Origin of the sequence: Aeromonas sp. HMWF017 (assembly GCF_003061465.1) — a bacterium.
GTDB classification, from domain to species: Bacteria; Pseudomonadota; Gammaproteobacteria; order Enterobacterales; family Aeromonadaceae; genus Aeromonas; species Aeromonas veronii.
Genome location: NZ_QAJD01000143.1, coordinates 16,631 through 30,086, shown reverse-complemented (window position 1 = coordinate 30,086; position 13,456 = coordinate 16,631). Strand labels below are relative to the sequence as shown.

13 protein-coding genes are annotated in these 13,456 nt (G+C 61.5%); 3 read left to right on the top strand and 10 right to left on the bottom strand.

What is annotated here, in order from left to right; all coding sequences use genetic code 11:
• Positions 1–146: 146 nt before the first annotated feature.
• From DBR30_RS14795 to rph, 9 genes are all read right to left on the bottom strand, one after another.
• On the bottom strand, positions 147–755 hold the full coding sequence (locus DBR30_RS14795; protein ID WP_005339604.1) for a thiol:disulfide interchange protein DsbA/DsbL: 609 nt from the start codon (positions 753–755) through the stop codon (positions 147–149).
• A gap of 137 nt (positions 756–892) precedes the next feature.
• Positions 893–1,882 carry a serine/threonine protein kinase gene (locus DBR30_RS14790; protein ID WP_108542344.1) on the bottom strand — a complete coding sequence of 330 codons (990 nt, stop codon included), beginning with the start codon at positions 1,880–1,882 and terminating at the stop codon, positions 893–895.
• Between the two features lie 104 nt (positions 1,883–1,986).
• Complete coding sequence (gene ccoG / locus DBR30_RS14785; protein WP_108542339.1) at positions 1,987–3,438, bottom strand: cytochrome c oxidase accessory protein CcoG; 1,452 nt, start codon at positions 3,436–3,438, stop codon at positions 1,987–1,989.
• A 155-nt stretch (positions 3,439–3,593) separates the two neighbouring features.
• Positions 3,594–3,857 (bottom strand): YihD family protein, encoded by a 264-nt coding sequence (locus tag DBR30_RS14780; RefSeq protein WP_005339598.1) that lies wholly within the window; start codon positions 3,855–3,857, stop codon positions 3,594–3,596.
• A gap of 30 nt (positions 3,858–3,887) precedes the next feature.
• Positions 3,888–5,042, bottom strand: coding sequence for a GGDEF domain-containing protein (locus DBR30_RS14775; RefSeq protein WP_005339596.1), 1,155 nt, complete (start codon positions 5,040–5,042; stop codon positions 3,888–3,890).
• 127 nt (positions 5,043–5,169) lie between these two features.
• Positions 5,170–5,559, bottom strand: coding sequence for a Cu(I)-responsive transcriptional regulator (gene cueR, locus DBR30_RS14770; protein WP_005356117.1), 390 nt, complete (start codon positions 5,557–5,559; stop codon positions 5,170–5,172).
• Positions 5,560–7,989 carry a heavy metal translocating P-type ATPase gene (locus tag DBR30_RS14765; RefSeq protein WP_108542340.1) on the bottom strand — a complete coding sequence of 810 codons (2,430 nt, stop codon included), beginning with the start codon at positions 7,987–7,989 and terminating at the stop codon, positions 5,560–5,562.
• A 178-nt stretch (positions 7,990–8,167) separates the two neighbouring features.
• Entirely contained in the window at positions 8,168–8,821 is a 654-nt protein-coding gene (pyrE, locus tag DBR30_RS14760; protein ID WP_108542341.1) for an orotate phosphoribosyltransferase, read from the bottom strand.
• Between the two features lie 75 nt (positions 8,822–8,896).
• Positions 8,897–9,613, bottom strand: a complete 717-nt coding sequence (gene rph / locus DBR30_RS14755) for a ribonuclease PH (RefSeq protein WP_005339589.1) — start codon at positions 9,611–9,613, stop codon at positions 8,897–8,899.
• Positions 9,614–9,760: 147 nt separating this feature from the next.
• Here rph and DBR30_RS14750 point away from each other — a divergent pair, with 147 nt between their 5' ends.
• Positions 9,761–10,624 carry a YicC/YloC family endoribonuclease gene (locus tag DBR30_RS14750; RefSeq protein ID WP_042055361.1) on the top strand — a complete coding sequence of 288 codons (864 nt, stop codon included), beginning with the start codon at positions 9,761–9,763 and terminating at the stop codon, positions 10,622–10,624.
• A gap of 120 nt (positions 10,625–10,744) precedes the next feature.
• Here the strand turns inward: DBR30_RS14750 and DBR30_RS14745 are convergent, their stop codons facing one another.
• The gene (locus tag DBR30_RS14745) at positions 10,745–11,650 is read right to left on the bottom strand and encodes a LysR substrate-binding domain-containing protein (protein WP_108542342.1); all 906 of its coding nucleotides are present in this window, start codon (positions 11,648–11,650) and stop codon (positions 10,745–10,747) included.
• A 120-nt stretch (positions 11,651–11,770) separates the two neighbouring features.
• On the opposite strand from DBR30_RS14745, the gene DBR30_RS14740 reads away from it, so the two are divergent.
• Both DBR30_RS14740 and DBR30_RS14735 read left to right on the top strand, forming a co-directional pair.
• Positions 11,771–12,898 (top strand): S-(hydroxymethyl)glutathione dehydrogenase/class III alcohol dehydrogenase, encoded by a 1,128-nt coding sequence (locus tag DBR30_RS14740; protein WP_064334971.1) that lies wholly within the window; start codon positions 11,771–11,773, stop codon positions 12,896–12,898.
• 48 nt (positions 12,899–12,946) lie between these two features.
• On the top strand, positions 12,947–13,456 hold a 510-nt coding region (locus DBR30_RS14735; RefSeq protein ID WP_258224446.1), incomplete at its 3' end, for an alpha/beta hydrolase-fold protein.

Below are 13,456 nucleotides of genomic sequence, written 5' to 3'. Positions count from 1 at the left end.
GCTGGAGCGTTACGGGAGGGGGGTGAATATCAAAGTGTGTTTGCATGAGGCGCTGGGGCACCCCATGCAACACGTAATTGGGACATAGCTAAAACAAAAAGCCCGCCGGTTCGCACCGGCGGGCTTTTTTATCGACTCAAGGGGTATCAGTCTTTCTTGGCCAGCAGGAACTGCACCAGCTTGTTGAACTGCTCTTGAGAGGTGATGGATTCAATCTTCACCATGTACTTGCCGTTCACCAGGAAGGCCGGTACACCGCGAATGTTGTAGCTCTCGGTGTTGCGATCGAACTGGGAGACCATACCGGAGACGGCAAAGCTGTCGACGGCACCGTCGAACTCTTCAGCCGGTACGCCGTTATCCACGAAGATCTTCTTCACATCGTCACGGCTCATCGGCGGCTGACGCTGGGTGTGGATCTTGGTGAAGATGGCCGGGGTCAGCTTGGCTTCGGCGTTGAGCAGGCTGGCAACGGCGTAGGCACGCTGCATCTCGGGGCCCATCTCGCGGCCGAGGAAAGCAACCGGGTTCTTCTTGAGGGGCACACCCTCTGGCAACCCGGCCTTCAACTGTTCAACGATCGGTTCGAAGGTAGCGCAGTGCGGGCAGTAGTAGGAGAAAAACTCCATCACTTCCGGCTGGGCACTGCCAGTCTGTTTGACCACATCGTAGTTGACGCCTTCCTTGAACTCGGGGGCGGCGTGAACCATGGGGATCATCAGCATGGCAGCAAGGAAAAATAGAACTTTTTTCATGATGTTTCCTGTTAAGGGATCACTGTGAGGCACGCCCGGCGAACCGAAGCAGTGCCAAGCCTATTGTTTCGCCATGCTGACGTCAATGGTCAGGGCCGGAGATCGAGTCCCCCTTGCCGCGCAAGATCCCTTCTATTTCACCAGTTTGGCATCAGGCTCAACGGTGGCGCCTTGAGCGCCTCCAGCTGATCGTGCAGGGTCGCAATCTGTTGACGCCAGTAGTGATCGGTATTGAACCAGGGGAAGTGACGGGGGAAGGCGGGATCTTCCCAGCGCCGCGCCAGCCACGCCATGTAGTGAACGATGCGCATCGCCCGCAGCGGCTCGATCAACGCCAGCTCCCGAGAGTCGAACTCCATAAACTCCTCGTAGCCCGCCAGCAGGGTGTCGAGCTGGATCTGCTGCTCGTGGCGCTCGCCGCTGAGCATCATCCAGAGATCCTGAATCGCGGGGCCGGTACGGCAATCATCGAGGTCGACAAACATGGGGCCATCGCGCCAGAGGATGTTGCCCGGATGGCAGTCGCCATGCAGGGAGATCTGCGCCACATCCAGGGCCATGGCGTCGCTGACATGCTTGATCAGCTCGTCCAGCACCCCGAAGAATTGCTTCGCCAGCCCGCTTGGCAGCCATTCGCCAGACGCCAGCAGCTGACGCGGTTCGTGCAGCATGCTCTCCACATCGAGCCGCACCCGATGATGAAACGGCTTGCTGGCGCCGATCTGATGAATGCGACCGAGGAAACGCCCCACCCACTCCAGTTGATCGAGATTATCCACTTCGAACTGGCGGCCACCGACGCTCTGCCAGATGGCAAAGGGGTAGCCCTCGTGCTCCAGCAGGGTCTCGCCCGCGAAGTCGAGCGGCGCGGCGACCGGGATCTCCGCCTCTGCAAGACGGGTGGCAAACTCATGCTCCTCGAGGATCTGGGCCCGGCTCCAGCGGCCGGGACGGTAGAACTTCACCACATAGCGGCGACGATCCTCATCCTGAAACTGGTAGACCCGGTTTTCGTAACTGTTGAGCTCGATAAGGCCGGAGTCCAGCCGCAGGCCACTGAGATCGAGCGCATCCATGATGAGGTCGGGATTGAGGTCGGAATAGTTGAAACGCATGTCATCCACCATAAAGAAAGGGGCGCCGTTGCGCCCCATTCTATCACCACTGCCCGCCATTGCCGTGCTCGCTGGTGACCGGACAGGTGTCACGCCCCGCCCGCAGCCACACACAGTTACAACCGGCTGATAAACTTGCTGCCCTGGCGCAGGTTGCCCTTGCTGTCATCGGGCGCAGCCCCCTCCCGTTTCAGCACGAACTGGATATCCAGCGCCGGCCGTTTCAGGTTGTAGGGATCGACCGCCAGGCTGACCGGCAGGGTGTAGATCTCGCCCGCCTTCAGGGTCACTTCACGGGGGCCGAACCACTGATACTCGGGCAAGCCCTCCACATCCAGCTGGTAGGTCTGGGACTGCAGGGTCTTGTTGAGGATCTTGAGGGTGTAGGTGTTCTCGATAAGCCCCTCGCTATTTTCGCGGAACAGCTGGTTGCGATCCCGCAGGATATCGAGCCCCATCGGCATGATGGACATGGCGTTGTAGACAAAGACCCCCAGCATCACTGCCATCACCAAGCCGTAACCTATCAGCTTGGGCCGCGCCACATGGGTGGAGTCGTTAGCCAGCTTGTGCTCTGTGGTGTAACTGATGAGCCCTTTCGGGTAGCCCATCCGCTCCATGGTCTGGTCGCAGGCATCGACGCAGGCGCCGCAGTTGATGCACTCGTACTGCAGGCCATCGCGGATATCGATACCGGTCGGGCAGACCTGCACGCAGAGATCGCAGTCGATACAGTCACCCAACCCCATCGCCTTGGGATCCGCCTTGCGGGAGCGGGCGCCACGGGTCTCGCCACGCTTGGTGTCATAACCGACGATAAAGGTGTCCTTGTCGAACATGGCGGACTGGAAGCGGGCATAGGGGCACATGTGGATACACATGATGGCACGCATCCAGCCAGCGTTACCGTAGGTAATGATGGTGAAGAAGATCACCCAGAACAGCACCCATCCGCTGGCCTGCAGGGTGAAGAGGTCCGGCACCAGTTCAGTCACATCCTGGAAGTAGGCGACGAAGGTCAGGCCGGTCACCAGCGAGATCGCCAGCCAGGCCAGATGCTTGCCCCCCTTGCGAGCCAGCTTCTCGCCGCTCCAGGGCGCCTCGTCCAGCTTGCGCCGCTTGTTGGCGGGCCCTTCCAGCTTCTCTTCAAACCAGATGAACATGAAGGTCCAGACTGTCTGCGGGCAGAGATAGCCACACCAGACCCGGCCGAGGAAAGTGGTAATAAAGAAGAGTCCGAAGGCGGCGATCATGAAGAGCCAGGCGAGCAGGGTCAGATCCTGCGGCCAGATGGTGGCGCCAAAGATATGGAACTGCTGGTGACCGAGGTCGAACAGCACCGCCTGTCGCCCGTCGTAACGCAGCCAGGGCAGCAGCACGAACAGCGCCACAAAGAACCAGCCCATGGCCTTGCGCATCCGCTGCCAATACCCTTTCTGGGCCCGCACATAGATGCGATTGCCCGGGTTGAATCTGTCGTCGCTGGCTTTGAACGTATTGGGGTTGAAGGTCCCGGTTACGCCCTTGTCGGTGACGTCCTTGATATCGATTTTATCGTGGTCGGCCATTGCAAGACATCGCTCCCTTATTTGTTATGGAGCGGATTATATCTTAACCAGCATGCTAATTGTGTGGATTAGATGTATCTAATATTGGGGTTGGATCGCAATTTTCGGCAACAAAAAAGCGCATCACCCCAAGGTGATGCGCTTCCAACAAAGATTCACTTGATTCCGCGTGCCTTGAGCAGTGCCTCTTTGAAATCGGGCACATGATCCTTGGCCAGACCGGGGATCATCGCCTGCTTGTCGGATTCCCGCATCTTGAGGTGATAGATCAGCATGTCGTCGGTCAGCTCGGACAGAGGCCCTTCAAATCCCGCTTCTTGGGCCAGTTTGGCAACAAACTGCACCAGGCTGAGATCCTGTTCCTTGATCCAGGCAGGCTGCAACAACTCCAGCAGCTCTTCGATACGATGACATTGCATAGACAACCTCTTTAATCTGTCACGTTAAATTCAGGCAACCTTACCCATCAAGGCTACTTCGATTCGATCCCGCCCATTATGCTTGGCCTGATAGAGTGCCGCATCCGCTTTTTGGATCAAATCGGCGATTTTCATGCTGTTGTCCGGTATCAGTGTCGCAACACCAAAACTACATGTGACCCGACCGGAGACCAGCGATTTCTGGTGCGGGATGGCCAGCTCCTTGAGCGCCTGCCGCACATTGTCGGCCACCTGCAGTGCCCCCTGCATGCCGGTGCAGGGCAGCAGCAAGGCGAACTCTTCGCCCCCGTAACGGGCCGCCAGATCGTCCTCGCGCCGCTCCACCTCGGCCAGCAGCCCCGCCACCTGTTGCAGGCAGTCATCCCCCAGCTGATGGCCGTAGAGATCGTTGAACTGCTTGAAGTAATCCACATCCACCAGCACCAGCGACAACGGCGCCCGGGCGCGATGGCAGCGCCGCCAGGCCCGCTCCAGAGAGTCGTCGAGATGGGCGCGGTTGGCGATGCCGGTCAGGCCGTCGAGGCGAGAGGTGAGGCGCAAATGCTCGGAGACAGCCTTCAGTTCGGCCACCAGCTCGGCGTTGGAGAAACGGTGGTGGAGCGAGGCGATCTGATCCCGCCGCATCCGGCGCAACAGGGTCGGCAGAAAGACAAACAGATAGCCCGCCAGCATGCAGGAGACGATCCGCTCCTGCTCGTTGCCATTGCCCAGCTCGAACAGCATCGCCATGCCCAGCGGCAGGGCGGAACCATAGAGGGTACGGCGGCTGCCAAACAGCATGATGGCGCTACCGGTAAGAATGAGGCTGGAGAGCATCATCATGGCGGCCCGGTAGGTATCGGGCAACTTGTCCATGTAGAGCAGCACCCCGAGGGCCCAGATGATTGAGGTGATGGTGGCTCCGATAAAGAGCTCCCGCTCCAGCACCGGCAACGGCGTCTGGTGCAGGCGGGCTCGGCGCCAGCGCAGGTGCCAGCCCCGACCCAGCAGCCATAGGAAAGTGCCTGCCAGCCAACCGAGCGCTTCGATGGCGGGTAGATAGTCGTGAAACAGCAGACTCCAGCCAAATGCCAACACGCCCAAACAGGGGAGACTGAACGATGCATGGGTATAGAGCTGGGCCATAATGGCCTGCTTAACCTGGCGTGTCACACTCTGGGTCAACTGAGTACTCCTGTACAAGAGCCGAGCAGTCTACCATTACCCCCTGACCCGCAACAATAAAGCGCCGCTTATTAAGAAGTTAATCAATCAATAACGATTTCTTCTGCGCTGGCAGGTGAGTCTTTGCTCACCCCTTCTCCAATTCGTCGAGGATCGGGCACTCGGGATTTTCATCCCCGTGGCAGCAGCAAACCAACCCTTCCAGGGAGGTAAGCATGGCCTGCAAACCGGCAATGCGGGCGCGCAGATCGACGATCTTCTCCTGCGCCAGCTTCTTCACCTGGGCGCTGGTTCTGTGTTCGTCCCGATAGAGCGCCAGCAGCTCCTGACACTCCTCCAGATTGAAGCCGGTCTCCCGCGCCCGCTTGACGAAACGCAGCTCGCGCAACGCCCCCTCGGTGTAACTGCGATAGCCGTTGTCACTGCGTACCGGGGCTGTGATGAGGCCAATGCTCTCGTAATAACGGATGGTCTTGGCGGTCAGCCCTGTGGCCTTGGCAACCTTGCTGATGTTCATTTATGCCTCCTTATTGATCGGGTTGGATGCTGGCCCGTGCGCCGCCCTGGGCTGCCAGCGTTTCAATAACAGGGAATTGCTCAAAACCGTGATACTGCTCAGGGCCATTGCCGCTCCCGCCAGCTCGGGGCTCAGGTAGCCCAGCGCCGCCAGCGGAATGCCGATGATATTGAACACGAAGGCCCAGAACAGATTCTGCTGTATGGTGCGCCAGGTCGCCGCCGAGATGTCGATAGCATCGGCCACCAGCCGCGGGTCGGATCGCATCAGGGTGATGGAAGCGGTCTCCATCGCCACATCGGAGCCGGAGCCCATGGCGATACCGACGTCCGCCGCCGCCAGCGCCGGGGCATCGTTCACTCCATCCCCCACCATGGCCACCAGCCCGCGGGTTTGCGCCCGCAGCGCCTCCACTTTCTCCACCTTGCCCGCTGGCAGCACGGAGTCAAAGGCCCCGGCCAGCCCCAGCTTGGCGGCGATATGGGCCACCGGCGCCGGTGCATCGCCACTCACCAGCCAGCTGGCAATGCCACGCTGGCGCAGGGTGGCGATGGCCTCCGGACTTTCGGGGCGCAGGGTATCGGCCAATGCGGCGATACCAGCCACCGTGCCGTCGATGGCCACCCAGACCCGGGTCGCCCCATCGGCGGCTTGTTCATCCTGTTGCGGCGGTTCAATGCCGAGCTGGGCCAGCAGGGAACCATTGCCGATGGCGACACTGTGGCCCGCCACCTGACCGACTATGCCGGCACCGACCCGCACCTCGACCGCCTCCGGCTGAGGCAGTGCCACCCCGCTGCCGACCGCCTCGCGCATGGCCAGCGCCAGCGGGTGTTCGCTCGCCTGCTGCAGGGCGGCGGCCAGATGCAACTGCTCGTCGTTGCCGCTCCAGCTAGCCAGCACAGGCTTGCCCTGAGTGAGCGTGCCGGTCTTGTCGAAGATCAGCGCCTTGATGGCGTGGGCCTTCTGCAGGGTATCCACGTCTTTGATCAGGATGCCGTGGCGCGCCGCGACGCCGGTACCGGTGACGATGGCCGCCGGGGTCGCCAGCCCCAGCGCACAGGGGCAGGCGATCACCAGCACCGCCACCGCTGCCAGCAGGGCCTGACCGAAGTCGTTGCTGATGGCGTACCACACCAGCAGGGTGAACAGGGCGATGGCCATCACCACCGGCACGAACACGGCGGAAACCTTGTCCACCAGCTGTTGCAGCGGGGCCTTGCCCATCTGGGCACTCTCCACCAGTGCAATGATCTTGCTGAGGCTGGAATCCTCCCCCACCGTAGTGGCTTCAATATCCAGCACGCCGGAGCGGTTGATGGCGCCACCCAGCACCTTGTCGCCCACATTGCGCGGTACCGGCAGGCTCTCGCCGGTGAGGATCGATTCGTCCAGTTCGCTGGCGCCGCTCACGATTTTGCCATCCACCGGCACCCGCTCGCCCACCAGCACCCGCAGCCGATCGCCGCGCAGCACCTCGTCGATGGCGACGCTTTGCCAGTTCTCGCCACGCCAGACGGTGGCGGTTTCCGGCCGCAGCGCCATCAGTTCGCGAATGGCGGACTGGGTGCTGCGTCTGGCCCGTGCCTCCAGCAACTTGCCGAGGGAGATCAGGGTAATGATGATGGCGCTCGCCTCGAAATAGAGCTTGCCGCTGGCAGCCATCCCCAGCGTCAACAACAGATAGAGGCTGTAGAAGTAGGCAGCGCTGGTGCCGGTAGCCACCAGCACATCCATATTGGCTGCGCGGTTCTTGATGGCGAGCCAGGCACCGCGATAGAAGCGTCTGCCTACCCAGAACTGCACCGGGGTGGCGAGCAGCAGCTCCAGCCAGGCGGGCAGATGCCAGGGGAACAGTCCGGCCATGGCCAGCATCCCCACTAGCAGCGGCAAGGTCAGCAAAGCGGAGACGATGACCCGGGTCTGCGCCTGACGGGCAGTGGCGGCCTCCTGCGCTTCCCGCTCCAGCAACTGCTGGCGGCGGCCGCTGGCTGAACCCTGTGCCAGCTGGGCGCCAAAGCCGAGCGCTTCGATCTGCTCGCGCAAAGCGGCCGGGGTCTGCATCCCGGGAACCAGCACGATGCGGGCCTGTTCGATGGAGAAGTTGACCTCGGCCGAGATGACGCCGGGCAGCGCGGCCAGCATTTTGTTCAGGCGGGCCGAACAACCGGCACAAGTCATGCCGGTAATTTGGAACAAAAAGGTCTCGCTGCCGTAGTCGTAACCCTGCGCCTTGATGCTCTCCAGCACCGCAGACAGGCGTTCAGGGCTGGCCAGCTCGATGGCCGCCTGCTCCAGCGCGAAGTTGACTGTGGCCTCGACCCCTTCAAGCTTGTTGAGGGCGGTCGTGATGCGGCCTGCGCAGTTGGCGCAGCTCATGCCGCTGAGCGGCAACTGCAGATGAATCGGTGATTGAAGATGAGTGGTCATGTTGTTCCTCCCCGGAACCCGTCGGCACCACAAAACGCCGACTGGCAAACCCTAACCTTTACTGTAAGGGCAAGCTCAAGCCACATGATCCACTTTTTGCAGATGAAAAAACGGCGCCCGTTTGCTGCCATAGAGCAAACGGGCGCCGCATTCAGCTATTGCGCGGTGTGAGCGGAACTCAGATACCGTACTGGGCGCGGTAAGCCTTCATGGCAACCAGTTGCTCGGCCAGCTCAGGCTGCTCGGCCTGCTTCTCTTCCAGATACTGGATCAGGTCGCTCATCTGGATGATGGCGATGATGTGGGCGCCGTAGTCACGCTCCACCTCCTGAATGGCGGAGAGCTCGCCCTTGCCCTTCTCCTGACGGTCCAGCGCGATCAGCACGCCAGCCAGGGAGGCGCCGTTGGCCTTGATCAGATCCATGGATTCGCGGATGGCGGTGCCGGCGGTGATAACGTCGTCCACCAGCATGATGCGCCCCTTGAGCGGGCTGCCCACCAGATTGCCGCCCTCGCCGTGATCCTTGGCCTCCTTGCGGTTGAAGCACCAGGGCACGTCCACATCGTGCTGCTCCACCAGCTGCACGGCGGTGGCGGAGGCGATGGGGATCCCCTTGTAGGCCGGGCCAAACAGCACATCGAACTCGATGCCGGCATCCATCAGGGCGGCGGCATAGAAGCGGCCGAGACGGGCCAGATCGCGGCCGCTGTTGAACAGACCGGCGTTGAAGAAGTAGGGGCTTTTACGACCGGATTTCAGGGTAAATTCACCGAATTTGAGGACCTGTTTCTCCAGGGCGAACTCGATAAATTGACGCTGGTAGGCTTTCATTCTGGCTCCTTGCTTGGCTTGTCGTTGTCTTGTGTGGGGGTATAAAAAAACGCGGTCAATGCCGCGTTTTTAAAATCAGGAGAGCGACTGCTTCTGCAGCGCAATGATGTCGGCAATGCCGCCCTTGGCGAGCGCCAGCATCTCCAGCAGCTCTTCATGGGTGAAGGGTTCAGCCTCCGCGGTACCCTGCACCTCGATGATGCGACCATCTTCAGTCATCACCACGTTCATGTCGGTCTCGGCGGCGGAGTCTTCGATGTACTCCAGATCGCAGATGGCTTCGCCCTGATACATGCCAACGGAGACGGCGGCGATCATCTGCTTGAGCGGGCTCTGCTTGATCATGCCCTTCTCGACCATCCAGTTCAGCGCATCCACCAGCGCCACGCAGGCACCGGTAATGGAGGCGGTGCGGGTGCCGCCATCGGCTTGCAGCACGTCACAGTCAACTGTGATGGAGTGCTCGCCCAGCGCAGTCAGGTCTACCGCGGCGCGCAGGGAGCGGGCGATCAGACGGGAGATCTCCAGAGTACGGCCACTCTGCTTGCCGGAGGCCGCTTCGCGGTTCATCCGGGAGTGGGTGGAGCGCGGCAGCATGCCGTATTCGGCAGTCACCCAGCCCTGGTTCTTCCCTTTCAGGAAGCGCGGCACGCTGGTGTCGACGCTGGCGGTGCAGAGCACGCGAGTGTTACCGAACTCCACCAGCACTGAGCCTTCTGCATGTTTGGTGAAATTGCGGGTAATGGTAACCGGGCGAAGTTGCGCGGCACTGCGATCGCTTGGACGTGACATGGAACGGACCTCTGGGCTGGCTCAAATTGGCGGGGGATTATAAGTGATCCCGCCCCAAATATCAGCCGCTAAAACCACGGCATCGGCTGACGAGCAGGGCCGGGCTGAGTATACTGGCCGCACACTTCATCAAGCCCGGAACAATCAATGATTCACAGCATGACCGCCTACGCCCGCAAGGAATTCAAGGGCGACTGGGGCACAGCCGTTTGGGAAATTCGTTCGGTAAACCAGCGCTATCTGGAAACCTACATTCGCCTGCCGGAGCAACTGCGCAGCCTGGAACCGGTTCTGCGTGAGCGTTTCCGCGCCAAGCTGCAGCGCGGCAAGGTGGAGTGCAACCTGCGTTTTGAAGCCGCTCAGGCCGCCGCCAGCCAGCTGCACATCAATGAAGAACTGGCCAAGCTCATCATCGACAGCGCTAACTGGGTAATGAAAGAGGCGGGCCAGGGCCAGCTCAACCCGGTCGACGTGCTCCGCTGGCCGGGTGTCATGGCTGCCGCCGAACAGGACATGGACGCGGTCGCCACCGAGCTGCTCGGCGGGTTTGACCAGACCATGGAAGATTTCCTCGCCTCCCGCGCCAGCGAAGGGGCCAACCTCAAGGCGCTGATCGAACAGCGTCTGGCCGGTATTCAGGTGGAAGTGAAGAAGGTGCGCGTCCACCTGCCGCAGATCATCGAGTGGCAGCGCCAGAAGCTCACCGACCGGCTGGCCGAAGCCAAGGTGGAGCTGGACCCGGCCCGCATCGAGCAGGAGATCGTGCTGCTGGCCCAGAAGATCGACGTGGCCGAAGAGCTGGATCGTCTGGAGATGCACATCAGCGAGACCAACAAGATCATGAAGAAGGGTGGCGCCTGCGGTCGTCGTCTCGACTTTATGATGCAGGAGTTCAACCGTGAGTCGAACACGCTTGGCTCAAAGTCGATCAACGCCGAAGTGACCCAGTCCGCCGTCGAGCTGAAAGTCCTGATCGAGCAGATGCGCGAGCAGATCCAGAACATCGAGTGATGAGTCGCTGACTATCCGGTTGTTGCCTGCAAAAGAGCCCTTGATTCCTCAAGGGCTCTTTTATTTTCAGGCCATCGCACCTGTCGCCCACCACCGGTGAGTCAACGGGCGAGGAGCGCCCTAGCCTATCGGCATCACCAGCGCCGGTTGGTGAGGGTCACTCAGCCGCTCGGCGAGGTAGTCCACCAGCAGCCGCACCTTGGGGGAGAGGTGGCGGTTGTGGGGATAGAGGGCCCAGATCCCCTCGGCCGGGGCCCGCAGTTCAGGCAGCAACTCGATCAGCTCGCCTCGGGCCAGATGGTCGCTCACGTAGTAGTCCGGCAACTGGATGATGCCGATCCCCTTGAGCGCCGCATCCAGCAGGGCGTGGCCACTGTTGCACTGCAGCAAACCGCGCACCCGCACGCTGTGGGGGCGACCGTCCAGAGTGAAGTGCCACTCGTCGCTGTTGCCCACCAGACAGGTGTGGTGGGTCAGCTCGGAGAGGCTGTTGGGCATGCCGTGGCGGGCGGTGTAAGCCGGTGAGGCACAGACATAGGGCACCCGCTGCGCCAGCTTGCGCGCTACCAGCGTCGAATCCTTGAGATGACCTAGCCGCAGCGCCAAATCGTAGCCCTCGTGCACCAGATCCAGCAGCTGATTGGTGAGGTTGAGGGTCACCTCCAGCTGGGGAAAGCGCACCATAAAGTCGTTCACCAGCGGGGCGATGCGGCTCTCGCCGTAGGAGACGGGTGCCGTGATGCGCAGGGTGCCTTGCGGCACGGCCTGATGGCGCCCTACCGCCAGCTCCGCCTCGTAGAGGTTGTCCAGCAGCTGGCGACAGTGGCGATAGTAGATCTCGCCAAGCTCGGTGAGCCGCACCTGACGGGTGGTGCGCAGCAGCAGCTTGGCCTGCAGCCGATCTTCCAGCTGTGCCACCTGACGGCTCACTTGCGCCACCGACACTCCCAGCTTGCGCGCCGCCGGGGTAAAGCCCCCCTGCTCCGCCACGCTGACAAATTCACAGATCCCTTCCCAGCCGAACATTATTACCTGTGTGTAAAAGTGATTTGAGATTTGCCCTCATTATCACCAAATCTGCGGGAAACTACACTGACTGTCCGAACTCATCTCTGTTCACCCTGCTCAACAAGAAGGATGTCATTCATGGCACAGGTTCAAAGCATCAAGTGTAAAGCCGCCATCGCCTGGGGCCCGGGTCAGCCCCTCTCCATCGAAGAAGTAGAAGTCATGCCGCCGCAAGCGGGCGAGGTGCGGGTGCGCATCGTCGCGACCGGCGTCTGTCACACCGATGCCTTCACCCTCTCCGGTGAAGATCCAGAAGGGGTCTTCCCCTGCATCCTCGGCCACGAGGGGGGCGGCATCGTCGAATCCGTCGGCGAAGGCGTCACCAGCGTCAAGGTGGGCGATCACGTGATCCCGCTCTACACCCCCGAGTGCGGCGAGTGCAAGTTCTGCAAATCCGGCAAGACCAACCTATGCCAGAAGATCCGCGCCACTCAGGGCAAGGGGCTGATGCCGGACGGCACCACCCGCTTCTCGAAAGATGGCCAGCCCATCTATCACTACATGGGCACCTCCACCTTCAGCGAATACACGGTACTGCCGGAGATCTCCATCGCCAGGGTGGACCCGGCCGCCCCGCTGGAAGAGGTCTGCCTGCTCGGCTGCGGCGTCACCACCGGCATCGGCGCAGTGATGAACACCGCCAAGGTGAAAGAGGGTGAGAGTGTCGCCATCTTCGGGCTGGGTGGCATCGGCCTCTCGGCAGTGATCGGCGCCCGTCTGGCCAAGGCCGGTCGCATCATCGCCATCGACATCAACGAGAGCAAGTTCGAACTGGCCCGCAAGCTGGGCGCCACCGACTGCATCAACCCGAACGATTACGACAAACCGATTCAGGAGGTGATCGTCGAGCTGACCGATGGCGGCGTCGACTTCTCCTTCGAGTGCATCGGCAACGTCAAGGTGATGCGTGCGGCGCTGGAGTGCTGCCACAAGGGCTGGGGCGAGTCGGTCATTATCGGCGTCGCCGGAGCGGGTCAGGAGATCAGCACCCGTCCGTTCCAACTGGTGACCGGTCGGGTCTGGCGCGGCAGCGCCTTCGGCGGGGTACGCGGTCGCAGCGAACTGCCGAGCTATGTGCAGCGCTACATGCAGGGCGAGTTCCGCCTCGATGACTTCATCACCCACACCATGCCGCTGGAGCAGATCAACGAGGCATTCGATCTGATGCATGAAGGCAAGAGCATCCGCACCGTCATCCACTACTGAGCATGATCGCCCCGCCCGCCATCGTGGGCGGGGTACAGGAGTCCTTCGATGAATCTGGAGATTATCAGCAGCAACAAGAGCTTCGGCGGCTGGCACAAGCGCTATCGCCACAGCGCCAGCGTGCTGGGCTGCGAGATGAATTTTGCCATCTATCTGCCGCCTCAGGCCCTCACCGGCCAGAAGGTACCGGTGCTCTACTGGCTCAGCGGCCTCACCTGCACCGATGAGAACTTCATGCAGAAGGCGGGGGCACACCGCATCGCCGCCGAGCTCGGCATAGCCCTGGTGGCGCCGGATACCAGCCCCCGCGGCGACGGCGTAGCGGACGACCCCGGTTATGACCTCGGCATGGGCGCGGGCTTTTACGTCAATGCCAGCCAGAGCCCCTGGCAGGCGCACTACCAGATGTATGACTACGTCACCCGCGAACTGCCTGACTTGATAGAGACCCACTTCCCGGTCTCGACCCGACGCGCCATCAGTGGCCACTCCATGGGCGGTCACGGTGCGCTGATCGCCGCGCTGCGGGAGCCGGGTCGCTACCGCTCGGTCTCGGCA

What these genes read in the sequence shown, in the direction of transcription:
- DBR30_RS14795 (WP_005339604.1), bottom strand. Translation starts at nt 755, where the DNA reads ATGAAAAAAGTTCTATTTTTCCTTGCTGCCATGCTGATGATCCCCATG.
- cueR (WP_005356117.1), bottom strand. Translation starts at nt 5,559, where the DNA reads ATGAACATCAGCAAGGTTGCCAAGGCCACAGGGCTGACCGCCAAGACC.
- DBR30_RS14780 (WP_005339598.1), bottom strand. Translation starts at nt 3,857, where the DNA reads ATGCAATGTCATCGTATCGAAGAGCTGCTGGAGTTGTTGCAGCCTGCC.
- rph (WP_005339589.1), bottom strand. Translation starts at nt 9,613, where the DNA reads ATGTCACGTCCAAGCGATCGCAGTGCCGCGCAACTTCGCCCGGTTACC.
- DBR30_RS14740 (WP_064334971.1), top strand. Translation starts at nt 11,771, where the DNA reads ATGGCACAGGTTCAAAGCATCAAGTGTAAAGCCGCCATCGCCTGGGGC.
- DBR30_RS14790 (WP_108542344.1), bottom strand. Translation starts at nt 1,882, where the DNA reads ATGGTGGATGACATGCGTTTCAACTATTCCGACCTCAATCCCGACCTC.
- DBR30_RS14765 (WP_108542340.1), bottom strand. Translation starts at nt 7,989, where the DNA reads ATGACCACTCATCTTCAATCACCGATTCATCTGCAGTTGCCGCTCAGC.
- pyrE (WP_108542341.1), bottom strand. Translation starts at nt 8,821, where the DNA reads ATGAAAGCCTACCAGCGTCAATTTATCGAGTTCGCCCTGGAGAAACAG.
- ccoG (WP_108542339.1), bottom strand. Translation starts at nt 3,438, where the DNA reads ATGGCCGACCACGATAAAATCGATATCAAGGACGTCACCGACAAGGGC.
- DBR30_RS14745 (WP_108542342.1), bottom strand. Translation starts at nt 11,650, where the DNA reads ATGTTCGGCTGGGAAGGGATCTGTGAATTTGTCAGCGTGGCGGAGCAG.
- DBR30_RS14750 (WP_042055361.1), top strand. Translation starts at nt 9,761, where the DNA reads ATGATTCACAGCATGACCGCCTACGCCCGCAAGGAATTCAAGGGCGAC.